Consider the following 19981-nt stretch of genomic DNA (forward strand, 5'->3'; position numbering starts at 1 on the left):
GTGAGAAGGCGAATCGCAGACGGATTTGATCAGAAACGTCCTTGTTTCCGGGAAAGGTGAAGGTCAGTTGCGTTCGACAAAACCCGCCTCATCTTCACTGCTATGCAGCGCACCAGTTCAGGCTTGCTACCACAGCAGTTTCTCGGGGCTTAGAGCGTGCCAAACACCTTCTTCGCCAAACTGGTTGCCGCAGCCGCCGGGTTCTGGCGGATGGTTTCTTCCTGTTTGCCGATCATCTCGAACAAGCCATTCAACGCCTGCTCGGTGAACAACGCCCATTGTCGCTGCTTGCCCGGCGAACGAGTTGTACTGCTGGGCCAGGCCAACCTTGTCGGTGGCTTGCTTGACGATGGGCAGGAACTTGGTGCGGATTTGTTCGCGGCTGGTTTTGCTCAGGTATTGGGTGGCTGAATCGTTGCCGCCGCTGAGGATGCCCTTGGCGTCTTCCACGGTCATTTTCTTCACGGCATCCACAAGGATCGGCTGGGCCTGGATCACGGCGCTTTCCGCCGCTTTGTTCATGCTGGCTTCCAGTTCGTCGACCTGGTCACCCATGCCGAACTGTTTCATCTTGCTCGCGACTTTGCCCAGCTTGCCCGGCAGTTCGATTTTCACGTCGGGGTTGTTGCTGAATCCGCCCGGGGTGCCGAGTTGTTTGACGGCCAGTTGCGCACCTTGGGTCAGTGCGTCCTTTAGCCCGCCGGTGGCGTCTTTCTGTGACAGGTCGGAGAGGGACAGCGCCAGGGCGTTGGCACAGATCATCAAGCCTGCGCACAGGCCGGCGAAGCGAAGGGTAGGGCGGAGCATGGCAGCTTCCTTTTTCGAAAAAGACACTTAGTAGCGGGCCGGATCGACGCGGACCTTCAGTGGTTGTGGGTCGGTTCCGTCCAGGCGCACGGCATGATTCTCGGTGGTGATGAACTTCAGTTTGCCGTCGACTTCAATGCGCGCACTTACCGAGTATCGATGATTGGGTTCTACCTTCAGCGGGTCGTAGCTGAGATGGAAGGCCTGTGGCACCTGGCCCTGGACTTGGCCGCGCTGTACGTCGATGACCTTCGCGGGGGCATCGGCGAGTGAAATGTCCTGCAGGCTGACGCTGAGGATCGCCGTCGGCGGCAGGGCGATGCGTTGCAGGTAGAAAACTTCGCCCTCGAGGCTGGCTTTCGGGGCAGGTTGCATGGATTGACAAGCGCTCAGTAAAGCGGCGAGTCCAAGGAGAGAGAGTTTTTTCATGAGGCGGATCCTTGTCATTGGCGCCCGAAGTGGGCCGGCGCCAACAACAATTTAGCGGATTTTTCCGGTAATAACCCCCGGCAATTTTTTGCCTCGCGCGTGAGGGGTTTCTTCAATTATATACTTGAGTATTCAGTCACTTGCGGAGCAAATTTTTTATAGCCGCTCTCATCATTGAAGAAGGTGCGGCTGCCGATAGATGTAGTGGCTCTTTGCTATTATCGGGTGGTTCGATGTGTTTATTAATTAAACAATGAATACAGGTTCGAGGTAGATGTCTTCGTGATGACGAGTGCCATATTGGAAATCGATCGATAGAAGTTCATCGGCCTTGGCGAGAAGCGTCCCGTCGGGAAGAAAAACTTCTGCGACAATTCGGTATGTACCGACAGGGCTTTCACTGGAGTCGCGTTCAATAATGAACTCAAATTCCCACCATTTATGCATCAGCGAGTTTTCTTTGTACGTTTTGATGAGCTTGGATTTATTGTCACTGAGATGTTTGTAAAGACTGGTTTTGGTAGTGTAGTCCGTTTGTATTTCGTATGGGGTTTTGCTGAAAAGAACTTTTCCAGAAATGTGTTTGTTCATCTAGCTATCCTTTTAGTTGAGCCTGGAATAGGCGAGAAGGATGCTAGCTGATCATTGAAGTCTGGTATTTCGCAGAAATACATCCTTTTATTTCTGCGTGGAAACTCAAGTTGTTGTTTATGTGTTCAGCGGGGCTTTTTCCGCCGCACTTTCATTACCGTGCAACGCCACCTGCCGAATCGACAGACGAATCTCTGCCGGCAACACCCGTTTGGCCGCGCCTTCGGCCAGTTCACCGAGCAGTTCGTGATAGCTCAGTTTGCCTGCCTCATCGCGCTTGAGCACGTCGAGGTCGAGCATGGTCTGGATGAAGTGGCGGAACAGGCTCTTGTCGAAGAACTCCGGGGCGTTCAGGCCATGCAGGATCGACAGGCGCTGGGCCATGACCGTGCACAGGTCTTCCAGTTCTTCGGCGCTGATGCTGTTCTGGCCGCTGTTGAGCAGCAGGGACACGGTCATGTAGAAGCGTTGCAAGGTCTGGGCGATGCTTTTCGACAGCAGCGTCAGCAGCACGAAATGCCGCGAGCTTGGCGCCGGGCGCAGGTACAGGTCATTCTCGAAGCGCAGCAGGCCTTGTTCGACGAAGGCCGCCAGCCATTGATCGATTACGGTATCCAGTTCGTCCAGCGACCAGCGAATGAACAACTCCGCTTGCAGGTAGGGATACAGCGCGCGGGTGTAGCGCAGGATCTGTTCACGGCTCATGCGCGAAGCGCTCTGGAAAAAGCTCGCCAGTAGCGCAGGCAGGGCGAAGATGTGCAAAACGTTGTTGCGGTAGTAGGTCATCAGGACGGCGTTCTGCTCGTCCAGATAGAGAATCTTGCCCAGGGCATCGCTCTGCTCGGACAGCAGGTCCATGTCCTTCACATGCTCGATCAGCGCCCGGCCATCGCCTTCCGGCAAGGTGGTGTGCGGCGAGTACGGGACCTTGCGCAGCAGCGCCAGGTACAGGTCCAGCACTCGCGCCATGGCCCGGTCATCCAGCGCCAGCCGGGTGGTCGACAGCAGCGCCAGTGCCACCAGATTGACCGGGTTGATCGCCGCCGCTTCGTTCAAGTGCCGGGCGACTTTCTCGCCGAGGCGGTTGGTGGTTTCGTTGAGCCAGGCGGGTCTGAACTGCGGGCCGAGCTCCTGTTGGCGCCAGTCCGGCTGTTCGCCGTCGAGGAATTCCGCCAGCTTGATCGGCTCGCCGAAGTTCACCGCCACCTGGCCGAAGCGCTGCTTGAGCGCACCAATCACTTTGAAGATATCGAAGATCGACTCTTTCTTCTTGGCCGCACCGCGCAACTCGCCAAGATAGGTTCGACCTTCCAGTACGCGCTCGTAGCCGATGTACACCGGCACGAAGACGATGGGCATGCGCGACGAACGCAGGAAGCTGCGCAGCGTGATCGCCAGCATCCCGGTCTTCGGTTGCAGCATGCGCCCGGTGCGCGAACGGCCGCCCTCGACGAAATACTCCACCGGGAAGCCCTTGGTGAACAGAGTGTGCAGGTATTCGTTGAACACCGAGGTGTACAGCGGGTTGCCCTTGAACGTGCGGCGCATGAAAAACGCGCCGCCGCGACGCAGCAGGCCGCCGATCACCGGCATGTTCAGGTTGATGCCGGCGGCAATGTGCGGCGGGGTCAGGCCGTTGCGAAACAGCAGATAGGACAGCAGCAGATAGTCGATGTGGCTGCGGTGGCACGGCACATAGATCACTTCGTGACCCGGGGCGACCTTCTGCACACCTTCGATGTGATTGACCTTGATGCCGTCGTAGATCTTGTTCCAGAACCAGCTCAGCACCACTTCCATAAAACGGATCGCCGTGTAGGTGTAGTCCGAGGCGATTTCGTTGCCGTAGCGCAGCGCCTGGGCTTTGGCTTTCTCAGGCGAGATGTTCTCGCGCTCGGCTTCGTCGAGAATCGCTTGTTTGACCTGTGGCTGGTTCAGCAGGCCTTTGACCAGGTTGCGGCGGTGGGAAATGTCCGGGCCGATCACCGCGGCCTTCAGGTTGCGAAAGTGCACCCGCAGGATGCGCTGGGCCATGCGCACGGTGCGTTCGTGGCCCTTGTCGTGCTCGATCAGTTCGCGCAGGTGAATCGGCGCGGAGAACTGCACGCGGGTCTTGCGTCCCAGCACGATGACGCTCAGCAAGCGACGCAGGCGCCCGGTAACGGCCCAGCTGTCGGCGAACAGGAGTTTCCATGGGCTGTTTTCGCTGTCTGGCGACTGGCCCCAGAACACACTGACCGGAATGATCTGCGCATCTTCTGCGGCGTTCTGGCTCAGGGCACTGACCAGGCGGGTCAGTGTCGGCGGCGCGCCGCGCTTGTCCTGACGGCCGAGCCAGTCGGGGTCCGGTGTCAGGTAGAAGAACGCGGCAGGTTCCAGCAGGTTGCCCACCGATACCGGCAGTACCGGACGTGGCAGGCCGGCCTTGCTGCATTCGGTGTCGACCACGGCGAGGTCGGTCAGCGAAGGGTTTTGCAGGACGTAGAACACCGGACGACTGCGGTCGAGGTTGAGGGTGAACGACGACTGGTTGATCGTCTCGGAGCGAACCCAGATGTACAACAGTCGGCGCAGGGTGCCAAACACAAGACGGCGGAACGGGGAGCGGGTCATACGGCTTCTGCGTGAGTGAATAAAACCAAGCGTTTGCTCGGGAGGGCGATAGTGTGCCGGATTCGCTTAAAATCGGCAAAAAAGCGGCGAAGTAAACTCCTGTTGAGAGTTTTAACGTCTGTCATATACTCGGCGCTCTGTCGCCGTTGCCCTCATGGGACCGGTATGCGCAGGCTGACGTTCCCGAGGCTTTCCTGCGAAAAGCCCGATCAATAATAAAAAGGGAGTATGAACAAATGGCAACACGCGAAACCGGCAATGTGAAGTGGTTCAACGACGCCAAGGGCTACGGCTTCATTCAGCGCGAGGACGGGGTGGACGTGTTCGTGCACTACCGCGCGATTCGCGGTGAAGGCCACCGTTCGCTGACCGAAGGCCAGCAGGTTGAATACGCGGTGGTGGAAGGGCAGAAGGGGTTGCAGGCTGAGGATGTGGTGGGGTTGTAACTTTCAAGATCAAAAGATCGCAGCCTGCGGCAGCTCCTACAGGTGTACACATAACCTTGTAGGAGCTGCCGCAGGCTGCGATCTTTTTGCTTTTATGCGGTTTTCCAGGTGATTTCTTCTTCACCATCGACACTGATGCGAATCCAGCGGTCCGCTGTCTCTTCACCTTCTTCCTCGACCCAGGTGCCCGGTGCGCAACGCACTTCCACGTTCAGCGCGGCAAACGCAGCGCGAGCGCAGGCGATGTCGTCGTCCCACGGGGTCTGGTCGCTTTCCAGGTACAGGCTGTTCCACTTGCCGACGGCTTTTGGCAGCCAGGTCACTGGCACGTTGCCAGCCGTGCACTTGTAGGTCTGGCCCTTCTGGACCCAATCGGTGCACGGGCCCAATGCCGCACCCAGCCAGGCGGAAATGGCCTTGTGGTCGACGTCGGCGTCTTTCAGGTAAATCTCGATATCGGGTTGGCGCATGGATGTCCTCACTGCGGGTCTGAAAAATCCATTCGCGGATTTAGCCGGTCTTGAGCATTTGCCCGAGACCAAAAGATAGAAAGTTATTGAAGAACGAAATAATCGTAGCGCATCGACACGGTGACCTCGAACGGCTCGGCCTGTTCGATAACGGCAGCACGACGCTCGGCACTGGCGCGCCAGCCGTGGGGCGTCATGGCCAGCAGGTTGGCGCGGTCCTGACCGCTGACCAGCGTCAGCTTGAACGTCAGCGTCTCGCTGTGCGCCAATGCCATGCCTTCCGGCACCAGGTCCAGGTGCTTGTCGTCAATGTACTCGCGCACTTCGTCGTACAGCCGCTCACGCAGTTCCATCAGGTGGCCGCTGGTTGGCCCGACTTTCATCAGGCCGCCGCCAACACTGAGCAGGCGCTTGGCTTCTTCCCAGTCCAGCGGGCTGAAGACACTGGCCAGGAACTGGCAACTGCCGGAAGCCAGCGGCACCCGCGCCATGCTGGCGATCAACCAGGTCAGCTTCGGGTTGCGTTTGCAGGCGCGTTTGACCGCTTCCCGGGAGATGTCCAGGGCATAACCTTCGGCATATGGCAGTGCCTCGGCGATTTGCGCGGTGTAGTAACCCTCGCCACAACCGATGTCCAGCCAGTGCTGCGGTGCATAACCAGCAGCCAGTTCCGCCAGACGCTTGGCCACCGGGGCGTAGTGCCCGGCGTTCAGGAAGTCGCGGCGGGCTTCGACCATCGCCTGGTTATCCCCAGGGTCGCGGCTGTTTTTGTGCTGCACCGGCAACAGGTTCAAGTAACCCTGGCGAGCGCGGTCGAAACGATGCCCGGCGGGGCAGGCCACGCCGTTGTCCACCGCATTGAGCGGCTCACTGCAGATCGGGCACGCAAGCATCAGGCGAGCAACTTGATCAGGGTCTGGTAGTAGATCTCGGTCAGCACGTCGAGATCGGCGGCCAGTACGCGCTCGTTGACCTGGTGGATGGTCGCGTTGACCGGGCCCAGTTCAACCACTTGGGTGCCCATGGTCGCGATGAAGCGGCCATCGGAGGTACCACCGCTGGTGGACGCCTTGGTTTCACGACCGGTGATGTCCTTGATGCTCGCCGACACCGCGTCGAGCAGCGCGCCCGGTTCGGTGAGGAACGGCAGGCCAGACAGCGCCCAGTCGATGTGCCAGTCCAGGCCATGCTTGTCGAGGATGTCGGCGACGCGCTTTTGCAGGCCTTCGACTGTCGACTCGGTAGAAAAGCGGAAGTTGAACACCGCCACCAGGTCACCCGGGATCACGTTGGTCGCGCCGGTACCGGAGTTGACGTTGGAGATCTGAAAACTGGTTGGCGGGAAGAAGTCGTTGCCGTGGTCCCAATGCTCGGCAGCCAGTTCCGCCAGGGCCGGGGCTGCGAGGTGGATCGGGTTCTTCGCCAGGTGCGGGTAGGCCACGTGGCCCTGCACACCGCGCACGGTCAGCTTGACGCCGAGGGAGCCGCGACGACCGTTCTTGACCACGTCACCCACCAGGGTGGTGCTCGACGGTTCGCCGACGATGCACCAGTCCAGACGTTCCTTGCGCGCGGCCAGGCGCTCAACAACGGCCTTGGTGCCGTGGTGCGCCGGGCCTTCTTCGTCGCTGGTGATCAGGAAGGCGACTTTGCCCTTGTGATTCGGGTAGTCGGTGACAAAGCGCTCGGAGGCGACGGTCATGGCGGCGAGGCTGCCTTTCATGTCGGCGGCGCCACGGCCACAGAGCATGCCGTGTTCGTCGATCAGCGCGTTGAACGGCTCGATCTGCCAGGCCGCCACCGGGCCGGTCGGGACCACGTCGGTGTGGCCGGCGAAGCACAGCACCGGACCGTCGTCCTGGCCGTGGGTGGCCCAGAAGTTATCCACATCTTCGATGCGCATCGGTTCCAGGGTGAAACCGGCATCACCCAGGCGCTGCATCATCTGCTTCTGGCAATCGGCGTCGATCGGCGTCACGGACGGACGGCGGATCAGGTCGATGGCGAGTTGGAGGGTCGGCGAAAGGTCGGCGTGGGCCGTCATGGAAAACTCCGGAAATCATTAGATATGGGCTTTGGCTTTTAATATGGGGGCGGCGGTTCGACGCTTCGACTTGCTCGCGAATGCGGTGTGTCAGTCAACATACTCCTGGACTGTTACAACGCATTCGCGAGCAAGCCCGCTCCCACAGGAATTGTGTGCGGTCAGTACGACCTGTATCACGCCAAGCCCCGCAAAATGGCGCTTATCTTAAAGCAAAACGGCGACCATTGGCCGCCGTTTAGTGCATCCGCAGAGATTTAGACGACAGGTGCCGTTTCAGGTTCGGCGGTCGGTTTCGGCAGCGACGACAGGAGCGCCATGATCAGCGCCGCGACGTACGGCAGCGACTGCACCAGCAGCATGGTGACCCAGAAGCGCATGTCGTTGCTCGGCAGGCCCTGCACCAGGAAGATCCCCAGCGCCGCGCCCCACAACAGCAGCATGATGAACATCTCTTCCCGTGCTTCGGAAATCGCCACCCAGAAGCCGTGGTTGTCGGCATTCTTCGGCGTACGGAAGAACGGAATGCTGCTGGTGAAGAAGCCGTACAGCACCGCTTTGGCGATGGTGTGGGACAACGCCAGACCGGCCAGCGCCGCGCAGAAGGCATCCTTCAAATTCACTCCGACCGCACGACGGTAGAGGAAGATGATTTTGGCGACTTTGAACACGAACAGCGCCAATGGCGGGATTGCGAAGATCAGCAGCGGCGGATCGACCCGTTGCGGCACGATGATCATCGCCGCCGACCACAACAGCGCGCCGACGGTGAAGAAGATGTTCATGCCGTCCGCCACCCACGGCAACCAGCCCGCGAGGAAGTGGTAGCGTTGGCCGCGGGTCAGTTCGGTGTCCTTGCCGCGCAGCAGGCTGGCGGTGTGACGCTTGATGATCTGGATCGCTCCGTAGGCCCAGCGGAAACGCTGTTTCTTGAAGTCGATGAAGGTATCGGGCATCAGGCCCTTGCCGTAGCTGGTGTGGTAATACGCCGCCGACAGGCCTTTTTCGAATACCCGCAGGCCCAGTTCGGCGTCTTCACAGATGCACCAGTCGGCCCAGCCCAGTTCTTCGAGCACCGAGCGACGGGTCATGGTCATGGTGCCGTGCTGGATGATCGCGTCACGGTCGTTGCGGGTGACCATGCCGATGTGGAAGAAGCCTTTGTATTCCGCGTAGCAGAGCTTCTTGAAGGTGCTTTCGTTCTGGTCGCGGTAATCCTGCGGCGACTGCACCACGGCGATTTTCGGGTCGGCGAAGTGCGGCACCATGTGCTTGAGCCAGTTCGGGTGCACGCAGTAATCGGAGTCGATCACCGCGATCACTTCGGCATCCTTGGCGGTGTGCGGGATCAGGTAGTTCAGCGCGCCGCCCTTGAAGCCGGCCAGCGGTGCGACGTGGAAGAACTTGAAGCGCGGGCCGAGGGTTTCGCAATAATCGCGCACCGGTTCCCAGACCGCCGGGTCCTTGGTGTTGTTGTCGATGATCAGGACTTCGAAGTCCGGATAGTCGAGGTTGGCCAGGGCGTTGAGGGTCTGTTTGACCATCTCCGGCGGTTCGTTGTAGCAGGGCACGTGAATCGACACTTTCGGGCGGTAGCTGGAGTCGCCTTCCACCGGCAGGAACTCGCGCCGGCGCTTGTGCACCCACACCGCTTCGGCCAGTTCATGGGCTTCGGTCAGCAGCACGATAAACACCCCGAGCGCACCGAGGGCGAGCAAGAAGCCCACGGTCAGGCTGAACCAGGTGCTGTATTGCTGGCTGTAGTCGTAACCGATCCACACCAGCACCGAACCGCACAGGAACGCAATGAAGGTCAGGAAGGTGCGACCGCGCTGGCGCAGGGCCGATCCGTCGATCATCAGCAGGGTCAGCGACAACAGCGCCAATACCACCGAGCCAATGGCCAATACGCGCCATTGCGGAATCGCTACCACCGGGCCTTCGAAGTTGAATTTCTGCTGGCGCGCGGCGTTGAACACGCCCCAGTAGGCGCCGACGGAACCTTCGTCGCTGACTTTCCACGGCTGGTCAAACGCTTCGATCACGAAGTAGTTGAAGCCCTGGCGGTTGAGCTTGTTGACCAGGGTTCGCAGGTAGATCGCCTGGTCTGCCGGTGAGGCATCGGCGCCACCGCGCATGCGGCCGTTGCTCGGCCAGCCCACCTCGGACAGCAGCAGTGGTTTTTTCGGGAACATCTTTTTCAAGTCGCGGGCGCGATCCAGGACGAACTGCCCGGCCTTGTCCATCGGGACGAACTCCCAGTAAGGCAAGATGTGCGCGGCGATCAGGTCGACGTGCCTGGCCAGTTCCGGATGTTCTTCCCACACGTGCCACTGTTCGGACGTGGTCACCGGCACTTTCACGGCAGCGCGCACGCGATCGAGCATGACGCTGAGTGCCTGGGCGGTGATTTCCTTGCGGTAAATGGCCTCGTTGCCGACCACCACGCGAACCACGCTGCGCGAGGAATTGGCGATTTCAATGGCGCGGGTGATTTCCCGTTCGTTGCGTTCCTGGTCCGGGCTGATCCAGATCCCCAGGGTTACCCGCAAGCCGAACTCTTCCGCCAGTTTCGGGATGTTTTGCAGGGTGCCATCGACCGAGTAGATGCGGATGTTGTCCGTCAGCTTGCTCATGATCTCCAGGTCGCGACGCATTTGATCGTCGGTCGGGAACTGGTCCTTCTGCGGGAACTGGCCCTGCTGGAAGGGCGAGTACGAGAAACCGGAGATCTGTTCAGGCCAGTTGGGGGCGGTGACCGGGCGATTGATCAGCGCCCAGAAGCCGGTAAACAAGGCGGCGATGGCGAGCACCACGACCAGGTTGAGTCCAAATTTACGCGATGACATAGTTATTTCGGGTTCCAAAGACTGTGGAACGAAGGAACGGTTGGCGGTCGCCAAGGGGCGCGCATCCTACACCGGGCATTCTCTAGTCGTACAGCGGACACGGAATTGCCGGACATTGGGCAATCCAAGTCGGTTTAAGTTCTTTCGTTAGAGCGTGTAGGGCGAATCTTTGTTCGATGTAGTTTTCGTGGATGTTGCCCGTTCATAGCGCAATGATGCTCTTGGGCGCCGACGGCCCTATAATGCGCGCCGGTTTTTGGGGTAATGGTCATGAGTACAGAAGATCCGCGGTTTGCTGGCATCGCCCGTTTGTATGGCATCGAAGGCCTTGAGCGCCTGCGCGCGGCCCATGTGGCGATCGTCGGCGTCGGTGGTGTCGGTTCCTGGGCGGCGGAAGCCATGGCCCGTTGTGGCGTGGGCGAGATTTCGCTGTTCGACCTCGACGACGTCTGCGTCAGCAACGCCAATCGCCAGTTGCACGCGCTGGACAGCACTGTGGGCAAGCCCAAGGTCGAGGTGATGGCCGAGCGTCTGCGCGGGATCAACCCGGACTGCACGGTGCACGCGGTGCCTGACTTCGTGACCCGCGACACCATGGCCGAGTACATCACGCCGAACATCGACTGCGTAATCGACTGCATCGACAGCGTCAACGCCAAGGCCGCGCTGATCGCCTGGTGCAAGCGGCGCAAGATCCAGATCATCACCACCGGCGGCGCGGGCGGGCAGATTGACCCGACGTTGATCCAGGTCTGCGACCTCAATCGCACGTTCAATGATCCATTGGCTTCGAAAGTACGTTCCACGCTGCGCCGCGACTACGGCTTCTCACGCACGGTGACCCGCCATTACAGCGTGCCGTGCGTGTTTTCCACCGAGCAACTGCGCTACCCAAAACCGGACGGCAGCATTTGCCTGCAGAAAAGTTTTGTCGGTGATGGGGTCAAGCTCGATTGTGCCGGCGGGTTTGGCGCGGTGATGATGGTGACGGCGACGTTTGGTATGGTCGCGGCGACCAAGGCTGTGGACAAGATTGTCGCGGGTGTGCGGCGGCCGGCGGAGCGGGTCAAGCCGTAGGAGCTGCCGAAGGCTGCGATCTTTTGATCTTGTTTTTTAAAAGCAAGATCAAAAGATCGCAGCCTTCGGCAGCTCCTACGCGTCGCTTAGGCTACGCATTCGCTGCAGCACCGCATTCAAACCATTGCTGCGGGACTCGGACAACTGCCGCCCCAGCCCCAACTGATTGAACCAGTCCGGCAAATCCACCTGCTGCAACTCGGCCGCCGACAAGCCGTTGACCCGCGCCAGCAGCAACGCCACCAACCCGCGAATCAACCGTGCATCGCTGTTGGCGCTGAATTGCCAGTGGCCATCGCGCAATTCGCCCACCAGCCACACCTGGCTTTCACAGCCGTGCACCCGGTTGGCATCACACATCTGCGCCTCACTCAACGCCGGCAGGCGCTCGCCCCATTGCATCAGCAGGCGTGCGCGTTGTTCCCAGCCGGCCGCTTTCTGAAAGGTGTCCAGTGCCGTCACGGCATCGGCGGGCAGGTTCATCGCAATAGCTCCAGTGCCTGATCCAGGGCTTCGAAGAACCGCTCCAGGTCTTCGGAATCGTTGTACAGCGCCAGCGACACCCGAATCGCTCCGGCCAGTTCGAAGCGTTTGAGCAGCGGCATCGCACAGTGATGGCCAGCACGCACCGCGATCCCTTGTTCGGTCAGCAAATGCGCGAGATCGGAGTTATGCACACCCTCGACGGTGAAACTGGCCAGCGCCACTTGTGGCTTGCCCAGCAGGCGGATGCCGTTGCGCGCCTCCAGGCCCTTGAGCAGGCAGGCATGTAGCGCAGCTTCATGGGCGGACACGGCGTCCTGATCGAGTCCGGCGAGGTAATCCAGTGTCGCGCCAAGGCCGATCACGCTGGCAATCGGCGGCGTCCCGGCCTCGAAACCCAGCGGTGCCGGGCGAAAGCGTGCGTCTTGATAATTGGCATCGAGCACCATTTCACCGCCGAACTGCCAGGGACGCAGTTGTTGCAGCGCCGTATTGCGACCGAACAGCACCCCCAACCCATCGGGGCCGTAGAGCTTGTGGCTGGAGAACACATAAAAGTCGCAGCCCAGCGCTTGCACGTCGTGGCGACCATGAACCACGCCCTGGGCGCCGTCGATCACGGTCAGGGCGTTGTGCGCCTTGGCCAGTGCCAGTAATTCAGGCAGCGGCTGCCACGCGCCAATCACGTTGGAAAGTTGACTGACCGCCAGCAGACGCGTGCGTGGGCCGATCAGACCGGCCGCGGCTTCAAGGTCGATCACGCCCTCGGCATCCAGCGGCAGGATCACCAGTTTCAGCTCGCGACGGTGCGCCAGTTGCTGCCACGGCAGCAGGTTGGCGTGATGCTCCAGGGCGCTGATGACAATCTCGTCGCCCGGATTGAAAAGATGTTCCAGGCCATAGGCCAGTAGATTCAGCGCGGATGTCGCACCGTGGGTAAAAATGATCTGCCCGCAATCGCCAGTATTGAGCCATTGCGCAACCTTGCGGCGGCTGTCCTCGAACGCCTGGGTGGCGTGGGCGCCGGGCAAATGCTGCGCCCGATGCACGTTGGCCGCGCCATTGGCGTAGTAGTGCGCCAGGGCATCGAGCAGGGCTTGAGGTTTTTGCGTGGTGGCGGCGTTGTCCAGATAGGTCTGGTCTTGCCGTTGCAGGGCGGCGATAGCCGGAAAATCGGCACGCCAGGGAGAGAGAATCATCATGTGTTCAGCCCTGTGAACTTGGGCGGATGTACACCGGACCTTGTGGGAGCGACGCACCGTCGTTCCCACAGGTGCCTGCGGCACTTAGTTGTGAGCGTGCAGCGCTTCGTTCAGTTCGATGGCCGATTTGTGGGTTTTGCATTCCACGGCACCGGTCTCCGAATTGCGACGGAACAGCAGGTCCGGCTGGCCAGCCAGTTCACGGGCCTTGACCACTTTGACCAGTTGATTGTTCTCGTCCAGCAGCGCCACCTTGGTGCCGGCGGTCACATACAGGCCCGACTCGACGGTGTTGCGGTCGCCCAACGGGATACCGATACCGGCGTTGGCGCCGATCAGGCAGCCTTCACCGACCTTGATCACGATGTTGCCGCCGCCCGACAGGGTGCCCATGGTCGAGCAACCGCCGCCCAGGTCCGAACCCTTGCCGACGAATACGCCAGCGGATACGCGGCCTTCGATCATGCCCGGGCCTTCGGTGCCGGCGTTGAAGTTGATGAAGCCTTCGTGCATCACGGTGGTGCCTTCGCCCACATAAGCGCCCAGGCGCAGACGCGCCGCGTCAGCGATACGCACGCCGGCCGGAACCACGTAGTCGGTCATTTTCGGGAACTTGTCCACCGAGAACACTTCCAGCAGTTCGCCGCGCAGGCGGGCTTCGAGTTGCAGTTCGGCCAGCTCGCTCAGGTCGACCGCGCCCTGGCTGGTCCAGGCCACGTTTGGCAGCAACGGGAAAATCCCGGTCAGGTTCAGGCCGTGCGGCTTGACCAGGCGATGGCTCAGCAGGTGCAGCTTGAGGTAGGCCTCGGGGGTGGACGACAGCTGGGCGTCTTCAGCCAGCAGGGTGGCAACCAGCGGTTTGTGGCTCTCGGCCAGGCGGGTCAGCAGGGCCGCCTGGGCAGCGTCGACGCTTTTCAGGGCTTCAGCCAGTTGCGAGGCCTGTGCGGTACTGAACGCGATGGCCTGATTGCCTTCGGTGTAGCCCAGGATCGGTGCGATAGCGGCGAGGACTTCAGCCGATGGCTTGAGTACCGGGGCGGCGTAGAACACTTCCAGCCATGCGCCTTGACGGTTTTGAGTGCCGACGCCGAAGGCCAGGCTGAACAGGGTAGTGGACATGTGTATACCTCTAACAAAATTGAACGGGCTGCTTACTTGAGCGCGGCCGCGTAGATATCTGGCTTGAAGCCAATCAGGGTTCGGTCACCGAGATCGAGCACCGGGCGCTTGATCATCGAGGGTTGTGCGAGCATCAGTTCGATGGCTTTCGTCTGGTCGAGATCGGCTTTGCGTTCGTCGTCGAGCTTGCGAAAGGTCGTGCCTGCACGGTTCAACACCACTTCCCAACCGTGCTCGCTGCACCATTGGGTCAGGTGTTCACGGTCGATACCGACCGCCTTGTAATCATGAAAGTCATAGCTGACAGCGTGTTCATCGAGCCAGGTGCGCGCCTTTTTCATGGTGTCGCAGGCTTTGATGCCGAAAAGGTGCAACGTTTTGCTTGAAACGGTCAAGGATTTGCCCCCTTTGCAGGTGCTGGAAATAATTGGTCCGGGATTATGCCATGGCCTTTCAGTTAAAACGCAAAACCTGTGGGAGCGAGCCTGCTCGCGATTGGGCCATGACATCCAGCATCATGGTTGGCTGATGCGCAGCCATCGCGAGCAGGCTCGCTCCCACAGGGGTTGCGGTGTTTCAGGGCACTCTGTACCTGTGCGACGTAGGTGCAAGGGACACCCGTAGTCTAAGCGGCCAATATGGCACTTCAATGCTGTCGATTTTCCGGGAACCACTGTTTATGCAAACCGCCGCTGGGGCCTTACTCGCCTGGCGACGCTGGGTTTGCATGTGGCAATCGACCCTGAACTGTTTCTGTTTCTGTTTCTGCCGCCGCTGTTGTTCTTCGACGGCCGCAGAGCTCAAGGCGCGAATGATGTCCGAGTATCGCCATCAATTGGAGTTGTACAGCCTCAGCCGTCATCACCAGATGGGTGATGACGTGTTGCGCGAGGTGTTGGGGGGAATTGGACCGAAGTGAGGCCAGGCTTGGAGCGGTAAAGTGAGTTGGTAAGTAATGTCTTGAATCCGGCTGCATTATTGTTTTGGGTAAATCTTGCGCATCAGGCGACGATCATTTTGACTAAGTATCGTATTTTTTTGTACCGACCAATCGCCCGTCGTAAGTTCGTTGGATATGGGGTAGTGCATGATTGAAGTTGGATCGTAGACCGTCGTGCGGGTGAGTTTGTCTTCAAGTAATTTGAATAAGTTGTGATCGACCTCTTCTTTGCTCCACTGATAGGCGGATAAGTAAAAATCATAGACGGCGGGTTTGTTCCATGGAATATCGGCTTTTGGATGTTGATGTTCATGTTGCATCCCCAGCGCATGGCCAAATTCATGTAGAACAGTGGCTTCGAATCCGGGGTGCTCTGGATCCGTGCCGATGTTCATTGTGTTTTCATCAGGACCGCGCAACATGGCATCAGTGCCAATGGCGGAGTAGTTAAGGGGGGGCTCCATGGTGATACGGATATCGCCCTCTGTGCCGTTGACAAAATCCAGTTTGAGATTGATGGAGGGTTGCCATACTTTGATGGCCTTTATCGCTGCCTCACGGTGTGTGCTGGATGGCGGGTTGAGGAAAGCAATTTTCAGCGTTCTGTGGCTAGCCCAGAACTTGGAATGAATGGCGACGCCGCGTTTGTTTCGACCACCTGGTGATGCGGTGGGGGCATTGCTGGGGTTTTCATTGATGGCCGTCTCGTATGAATCTTGCTCATTTAATGGGCCGATAATTTTGCAGGGCTGTTCATTCAGCATTGACTATCTCCTTGTCGATAACTTCCTAAGGTTGAAAAAACGCTTGGGTTCGGCGTGGAGATTAGTTTTTTAGTTATTCGAAGGTAAAGTTTCTGACTATTAGAGAGTGTTGCGCTAGTTGAAGGTCGCCCGCACTGCATTGCACAGTGCGGGTGGTTTTTGAATTATCGATTACGAGTGACAAAATCACGAATGCGCTCGGCAGCCTCGACACACTCCGCCAACGGCGCAACCAACGCCATGCGCACGCGTCCGGCTCCCGGATTGACGCCATCGACATCCCGCGACAGATAAGAACCCGGTACCACGGTCACGTGCTCCTCCTCGAACAGGTCGCGGCAGAACGCAGCGTCGTCACCGGCTACATTCGGCCACAGATAGAAGCTGCCATCCGGCCGCTGTACGTCAATGACCGGGCTGAGGATTTCCAGCACCGCATCGAACTTCTCGCGATACAGCGCCCGGTTGGCGCGCACGTGCACTTCGTCATTCCAGGCGGCAACGCTGGCCAGTTGGGTTTGAACCGGCATCGCGCAGCCGTGGTAGGTGCGGTAGAGCAGGAATCCCTTGAGGACGTCGGCATCACCGGCCACAAAGCCCGAACGCAGGCCTGGCAGGTTTGAACGCTTGGACAGGCTGTGGAACACCACGCAGCGTTTGAAGTCCTTGCGGCCTAATTCCGCGCAAGCGCTGAGCAGGCCTGGTGGTGGAGTCTGTTCGTCGAAATACAGTTCGCTGTAGCACTCGTCCGCGGCGATTACGAAATCGTGTTCATCGGCCAGGGCGATCAGTTTTTTCAGGGTGTCGACCGGGATCAAGGCGCCGGTCGGGTTGCCTGGCGAGCACAGGAACAGGATCTGGCAGCGCTTCCAGATGTCCGGCGACACGGCGTCGAAATCCGGGTTGAAGCCGTTTTCGTCCAGGCACGGCAGGTAATGCGGCTTGGCCCCGGCGAGGAACGCCGCGCCTTCGTAGATCTGGTAGAAGGGGTTCGGGCTGACTACCAGCGCGTCATCGCCACGGTTGACTACGGTCTGGGTGAAGGCAAACAAGGCCTCGCGGGTACCGTTGACCGGCAGCACGTTGCGCGCCGGGTCGATCCAGCCCTTGGGGACATCGAAGCGCCGCTCGCACCATGCCGCGATGGCTTCACGCAGCTCCGGGATACCGAGTGTGGTCGGGTACACGGCCATTTTTTCCAGATTGCTGGCCAAAGCCTCAGCGACAAAGCTTGGCGAACGGTGTTTCGGCTCGCCGATGGACAGCGCGATCGGACGCTTGTCCGGGTTTGGCGTCACGCTGCCGAGCAGGGCGCGGAGTTTCTCGAACGGGTAGGGCTGGAGCTGGGACAGAGCGTTGTTCATCGGGGGCCTCTTTCAATGTGGGAGCGAGCTTGTGGCTAGGGGGCTCCCACAGGGGAAATATGTTGATTCAGATGCTGATGCGCGACAGTTTGATATCAGGTTCCTGGTTGACGCTCAGCTGTTCGACGATCGCATCCTGCAGGCGGCTGCACAGCAGCGGGTCGGACAGCGGCTGATTGTTGGCGTCGGTGATGAAGAACACGTCTTCCACGCGCTCGCCGAGGGTGGCGATCTTGGCGTTCTGCAACGACAGGTCGAACTCCAGGAAGATCGTGCCAATGCGCGCCAGCAGGCCCGGGCGGTCGGGCGCCGTGAGTTCCAGCACCGTCACCGGGCGCTGGGCGTCGTTGTGGATCGTCACCTGTGGCGCAAAGGCGAAATGCTTGAGCTGACGCGGTACCCGGCGCTGGATGATGGTCGGGTAGTTGTCCGGGTTGCGCAGGGCTTCGGTCAGGCCCTCGCGGATCTGTTTTACCCGCGCCGGGTTATCGCCAATCGAGTCGCCGTCGGTGTCGAGCACGATATAGGTGTCGAGGGTGAACTGGCTGCTGGAGGTGATGACCCGGGCGTCGTGGATGTTCAGGTTGAGCTGGTCCATCGCGGCCACAGTCACGGCAAAGAAGTCGTGCTGGTCAGGGGCGTAGATGAAGATCTGCGTGCCACCTTCGAACTCGCGCTGGGTGGTTTCCTTGATCAGCACCAGTGGTCCGCCGTCGGCCGGTTGCTGGAGGATCGCGTCACTGTGCCAGGCGACGTCGCCGGCGGTGTGGCGCAGGAAATAGTCATCACCCAGCTGCGCCCACAACTGCTCGACGTCGTCCGGGTCGGTGCCGCCGCGCACCAGGATATCCAGGGCGGCGCTCTGGGTCTGGCGGATCTGCTCTTCGCGATCCACCGGGTTCTCCAGGCCGCGACGCAGGGCGCGCTTGGTCTCGGTGTAGAGCTGGCGCAGCAGGCTGGCGCGCCAGGAGTTCCACAGGGTCGGGTTGGTGGCGTTGATGTCGGAGACGGTGAGCACATACAGGTAGTCGAGGCGGGTTTCGTCGCCGACGATCTGGGCGAAATCGTGGATCACCTGCGGGTCGGACAAGTCCTTGCGCTGGGCGGTGGTCGACATCACCAGGTGGTTTTGCACCAGCCACACGATCAGGCGGCTGTCCCACACTGGCAGCTGATGGCGCTGGCAAAACGCCTCGGCATCGACCGCTCCGATGTCCGAGTGGTCGCCATGTCGGCCTTTGCCGATGTCGTGGTACAGGCCGGCCATGTAGATCAGCTCGGGTTTGGGCAGTTTTCCCATGAGCTTGCTGGCCAGCGGGAATTTTTCCGACACCTGGGTGTACTGCAACTTACGCAGGTGCTTGATCAGGTTCAGGGTGTGGGCATCGACCGTATAGATGTGGAACAGGTCGTGTTGCATCTGCCCGACGATGAAACCGAATTCGGGCAGGTAACGCCCCAGGATGCCGTAACGATTCATGCGCCGCAGGTTGCGGTGGATGCCGATCTTGCATTTGAACAATTCGATAAACAGGCTGGTGTTGCGAATATCGTTGCGGAAGTCGTCGTCGATCAGGTGGCGGTGTTCCCGCAGCAGGCGAATGGTGTCGGCGCGCACGCCCTTGATTTCCGGCTGCTGGGCCATCAGCACGAAGATTTCGAGCATGGCGAACGGCGTGCGGCGGAAAACGTTGTCGTTGCGTGCCTCGATGTAGCCGTCATGCAACTGGAAACGCGAGTTGATCGGCTGCGGTGGCGATTCGTCTTCCGGTGCGAGGATGACTTCCTCGAAGTGCTGGATGATCAGGTCGCTGAGCTGGGCGATGCTCATGACCACCCGGTAATACTGCTGCATGAAGTTTTCGATGGCTTGCTTGGCGTCGTCGCCTTTGAAGCCCAGCAGCCCGGCAATAGTGCGCTGGTGATCGAACAGCAGGCGGTCTTCGGAGCGGCCAGCCAACATGTGCAGGGCATAGCGAACCTTCCACAGGAACTCCTGGGAGGAGGCGAGCAGGGCGTTTTCACTCTCCACCAGGAACCCTTCCCCAGCCAGTGCCCGCAGGTTCAGGGTGCCGTACTCGCGACGGGCTACCCACAGAATCGTCTGGATATCCCGCAGGCCGCCGGGTGAGCCTTTGACGTTGGGTTCCAGGTTGTATTCGGTGTCGTTGTACTTGTGGTGGCGAGCCTTTTGTTCGGCACGCTTGGCCAGGAAGAAGTCCTTGCTCGGCCACATGTGCCCGGTACCGGTGACGTCCAGCATGCGCTGGCGCAAATGCTCGGGGCCGGCGATGGTGCGGCTTTCCATCAGGTTGGTGACGACCGTCAGGTCGGCGCGGGCCTCGACGGCGCACTCGTCGACCGAACGAACGCTCTGACCGACTTCCAGGCCGATGTCCCACAACAGCGTCAGAAAACGCTCGATGGAATCGCGGAAAACCTCGTGGTCGGCGCTGTCCAGCAGGATCAGCAAATCGATGTCGGAATAGGGGTGCAATTCGCCACGGCCGTAGCCGCCGACCGCGACCAGTGCGATGTCGGCGTCCTCGCTCCAGCTGAACTGCTCCCAGGCCTTTTGCAGGATGTTGTCGACGAACCAGGCGCGATCCTCGATCAGCCGGCGAATGTCCCGGCCGTTGCGAAAGCGCGTGTCGAGCACTTCGCGGGCCTGGCGGATCGCCTTCTTGAAGGCCGAGATCGGGCTTGCCTTCAGGGCCAGTTCAGCCTGGAACTGGCCGCGGTCGAAGAGTTCGGGATCCACCTGCGGCATCGATTGGCTTTCC

Annotated in this window: 16 protein-coding genes and 1 pseudogene; 2 read left to right on the forward strand and 15 right to left on the reverse strand. The window is 60.0% G+C overall.

Annotated features, from left to right (window positions below):
• Positions 1–149: 149 nt before the first annotated feature.
• The 4 genes and pseudogenes from ASD95_RS19360 to plsB all read right to left on the reverse strand — a co-directional run bounded on the left by ASD95_RS19360 (position 150) and on the right by plsB (position 4440).
• Positions 150–807 (reverse strand): annotated as a pseudogene (locus ASD95_RS19360) (DUF4197 domain-containing protein).
• Positions 808–834: 27 nt separating this feature from the next.
• Entirely contained in the window at positions 835–1236 is a 402-nt protein-coding gene (locus ASD95_RS19365; protein WP_056721006.1) for a YbaY family lipoprotein, read from the reverse strand.
• A 246-nt stretch (positions 1237–1482) separates the two neighbouring features.
• Positions 1483–1827, reverse strand: a complete 345-nt coding sequence (locus ASD95_RS19370; RefSeq protein ID WP_056721004.1) for a hypothetical protein — start codon at positions 1825–1827, stop codon at positions 1483–1485.
• A 117-nt stretch (positions 1828–1944) separates the two neighbouring features.
• Positions 1945–4440: a glycerol-3-phosphate 1-O-acyltransferase PlsB gene (gene plsB, locus ASD95_RS19375; protein ID WP_056721002.1), complete on the reverse strand. Its 2496-nt coding sequence runs from the start codon at positions 4438–4440 to the stop codon at positions 1945–1947.
• Between the two features lie 236 nt (positions 4441–4676).
• Here plsB and ASD95_RS19380 point away from each other — a divergent pair, with 236 nt between their 5' ends.
• Positions 4677–4886, forward strand: coding sequence for a cold shock domain-containing protein (locus ASD95_RS19380; RefSeq protein ID WP_007954750.1), 210 nt, complete (start codon positions 4677–4679; stop codon positions 4884–4886).
• A 92-nt stretch (positions 4887–4978) separates the two neighbouring features.
• Here the strand turns inward: ASD95_RS19380 and ASD95_RS19385 are convergent, their stop codons facing one another.
• The 4 genes from ASD95_RS19385 to ASD95_RS19400 form a co-directional block, all read right to left on the reverse strand.
• Positions 4979–5356, reverse strand: coding sequence for a hypothetical protein (locus tag ASD95_RS19385; protein WP_056721000.1), 378 nt, complete (start codon positions 5354–5356; stop codon positions 4979–4981).
• 83 nt (positions 5357–5439) lie between these two features.
• A complete protein-coding gene (locus ASD95_RS19390) occupies positions 5440–6249 on the reverse strand; it encodes a putative RNA methyltransferase (protein WP_056720998.1) in 810 nt (269 codons plus the stop codon).
• Complete coding sequence (gene dapE / locus ASD95_RS19395; protein WP_056720997.1) at positions 6249–7400, reverse strand: succinyl-diaminopimelate desuccinylase; 1152 nt, start codon at positions 7398–7400, stop codon at positions 6249–6251. The genes ASD95_RS19390 and dapE overlap by 1 nt, the downstream gene beginning before the upstream one ends.
• A gap of 257 nt (positions 7401–7657) precedes the next feature.
• Positions 7658–10249 (reverse strand): glycosyltransferase, encoded by a 2592-nt coding sequence (locus ASD95_RS19400; RefSeq protein ID WP_056848065.1) that lies wholly within the window; start codon positions 10247–10249, stop codon positions 7658–7660.
• 264 nt (positions 10250–10513) lie between these two features.
• On the opposite strand from ASD95_RS19400, the gene tcdA reads away from it, so the two are divergent.
• Positions 10514–11326: a tRNA cyclic N6-threonylcarbamoyladenosine(37) synthase TcdA gene (gene tcdA / locus ASD95_RS19405; protein WP_056720994.1), complete on the forward strand. Its 813-nt coding sequence runs from the start codon at positions 10514–10516 to the stop codon at positions 11324–11326.
• A 75-nt stretch (positions 11327–11401) separates the two neighbouring features.
• Here tcdA and ASD95_RS19410 read toward each other — a convergent pair whose 3' ends face one another.
• The 7 genes from ASD95_RS19410 to ASD95_RS19440 form a co-directional block, all read right to left on the reverse strand.
• Positions 11402–11809: a SufE family protein gene (locus ASD95_RS19410; protein WP_056720991.1), complete on the reverse strand. Its 408-nt coding sequence runs from the start codon at positions 11807–11809 to the stop codon at positions 11402–11404.
• Positions 11806–13011, reverse strand: coding sequence for an aminotransferase class V-fold PLP-dependent enzyme (locus ASD95_RS19415; RefSeq protein ID WP_056720990.1), 1206 nt, complete (start codon positions 13009–13011; stop codon positions 11806–11808). Before ASD95_RS19415 ends, ASD95_RS19410 begins: the two co-directional genes overlap by 4 nt.
• Before the next feature lie 84 nt (positions 13012–13095).
• Positions 13096–14130 (reverse strand): 2,3,4,5-tetrahydropyridine-2,6-dicarboxylate N-succinyltransferase, encoded by a 1035-nt coding sequence (dapD, locus tag ASD95_RS19420; protein ID WP_056720988.1) that lies wholly within the window; start codon positions 14128–14130, stop codon positions 13096–13098.
• Positions 14131–14162: 32 nt separating this feature from the next.
• Positions 14163–14525, reverse strand: coding sequence for an ArsC family reductase (locus tag ASD95_RS19425; protein WP_007978403.1), 363 nt, complete (start codon positions 14523–14525; stop codon positions 14163–14165).
• 580 nt (positions 14526–15105) lie between these two features.
• Positions 15106–15834, reverse strand: a complete 729-nt coding sequence (locus tag ASD95_RS19430) for a M12 family metallopeptidase (protein ID WP_056720987.1) — start codon at positions 15832–15834, stop codon at positions 15106–15108.
• A gap of 164 nt (positions 15835–15998) precedes the next feature.
• Entirely contained in the window at positions 15999–17198 is a 1200-nt protein-coding gene (gene dapC, locus ASD95_RS19435) for a succinyldiaminopimelate transaminase (protein WP_056720986.1), read from the reverse strand.
• 67 nt (positions 17199–17265) lie between these two features.
• Positions 17266–19968: a [protein-PII] uridylyltransferase gene (locus ASD95_RS19440; RefSeq protein ID WP_056720984.1), complete on the reverse strand. Its 2703-nt coding sequence runs from the start codon at positions 19966–19968 to the stop codon at positions 17266–17268.
• Positions 19969–19981: the final 13 nt, after the last annotated feature.

This window comes from Pseudomonas sp. Root71, assembly GCF_001429045.1.
GTDB lineage: Bacteria > Pseudomonadota > Gammaproteobacteria > Pseudomonadales > Pseudomonadaceae > Aquipseudomonas > Aquipseudomonas monachiensis.

Excerpts from the sequence above, each read along its gene's own strand:
- ASD95_RS19385 (WP_056721000.1), bottom strand. The coding sequence starts at position 5,356 with ATGCGCCAACCCGATATCGAGATTTACCTGAAAGACGCCGACGTCGAC.
- ASD95_RS19415 (WP_056720990.1), bottom strand. The coding sequence starts at position 13,011 with ATGATGATTCTCTCTCCCTGGCGTGCCGATTTTCCGGCTATCGCCGCC.
- dapE (WP_056720997.1), bottom strand. The coding sequence starts at position 7,400 with ATGACGGCCCACGCCGACCTTTCGCCGACCCTCCAACTCGCCATCGAC.
- ASD95_RS19380 (WP_007954750.1), top strand. The coding sequence starts at position 4,677 with ATGGCAACACGCGAAACCGGCAATGTGAAGTGGTTCAACGACGCCAAG.
- ASD95_RS19365 (WP_056721006.1), bottom strand. The coding sequence starts at position 1,236 with ATGAAAAAACTCTCTCTCCTTGGACTCGCCGCTTTACTGAGCGCTTGT.
- ASD95_RS19430 (WP_056720987.1), bottom strand. The coding sequence starts at position 15,834 with ATGCTGAATGAACAGCCCTGCAAAATTATCGGCCCATTAAATGAGCAA.
- ASD95_RS19390 (WP_056720998.1), bottom strand. The coding sequence starts at position 6,249 with ATGCTTGCGTGCCCGATCTGCAGTGAGCCGCTCAATGCGGTGGACAAC.
- plsB (WP_056721002.1), bottom strand. The coding sequence starts at position 4,440 with ATGACCCGCTCCCCGTTCCGCCGTCTTGTGTTTGGCACCCTGCGCCGA.
- dapD (WP_056720988.1), bottom strand. The coding sequence starts at position 14,130 with ATGTCCACTACCCTGTTCAGCCTGGCCTTCGGCGTCGGCACTCAAAAC.
- ASD95_RS19410 (WP_056720991.1), bottom strand. The coding sequence starts at position 11,809 with ATGAACCTGCCCGCCGATGCCGTGACGGCACTGGACACCTTTCAGAAA.
- ASD95_RS19370 (WP_056721004.1), bottom strand. The coding sequence starts at position 1,827 with ATGAACAAACACATTTCTGGAAAAGTTCTTTTCAGCAAAACCCCATAC.
- ASD95_RS19400 (WP_056848065.1), bottom strand. The coding sequence starts at position 10,249 with ATGTCATCGCGTAAATTTGGACTCAACCTGGTCGTGGTGCTCGCCATC.
- dapC (WP_056720986.1), bottom strand. The coding sequence starts at position 17,198 with ATGAACAACGCTCTGTCCCAGCTCCAGCCCTACCCGTTCGAGAAACTC.
- tcdA (WP_056720994.1), top strand. The coding sequence starts at position 10,514 with ATGGTCATGAGTACAGAAGATCCGCGGTTTGCTGGCATCGCCCGTTTG.
- ASD95_RS19440 (WP_056720984.1), bottom strand. The coding sequence starts at position 19,968 with ATGCCGCAGGTGGATCCCGAACTCTTCGACCGCGGCCAGTTCCAGGCT.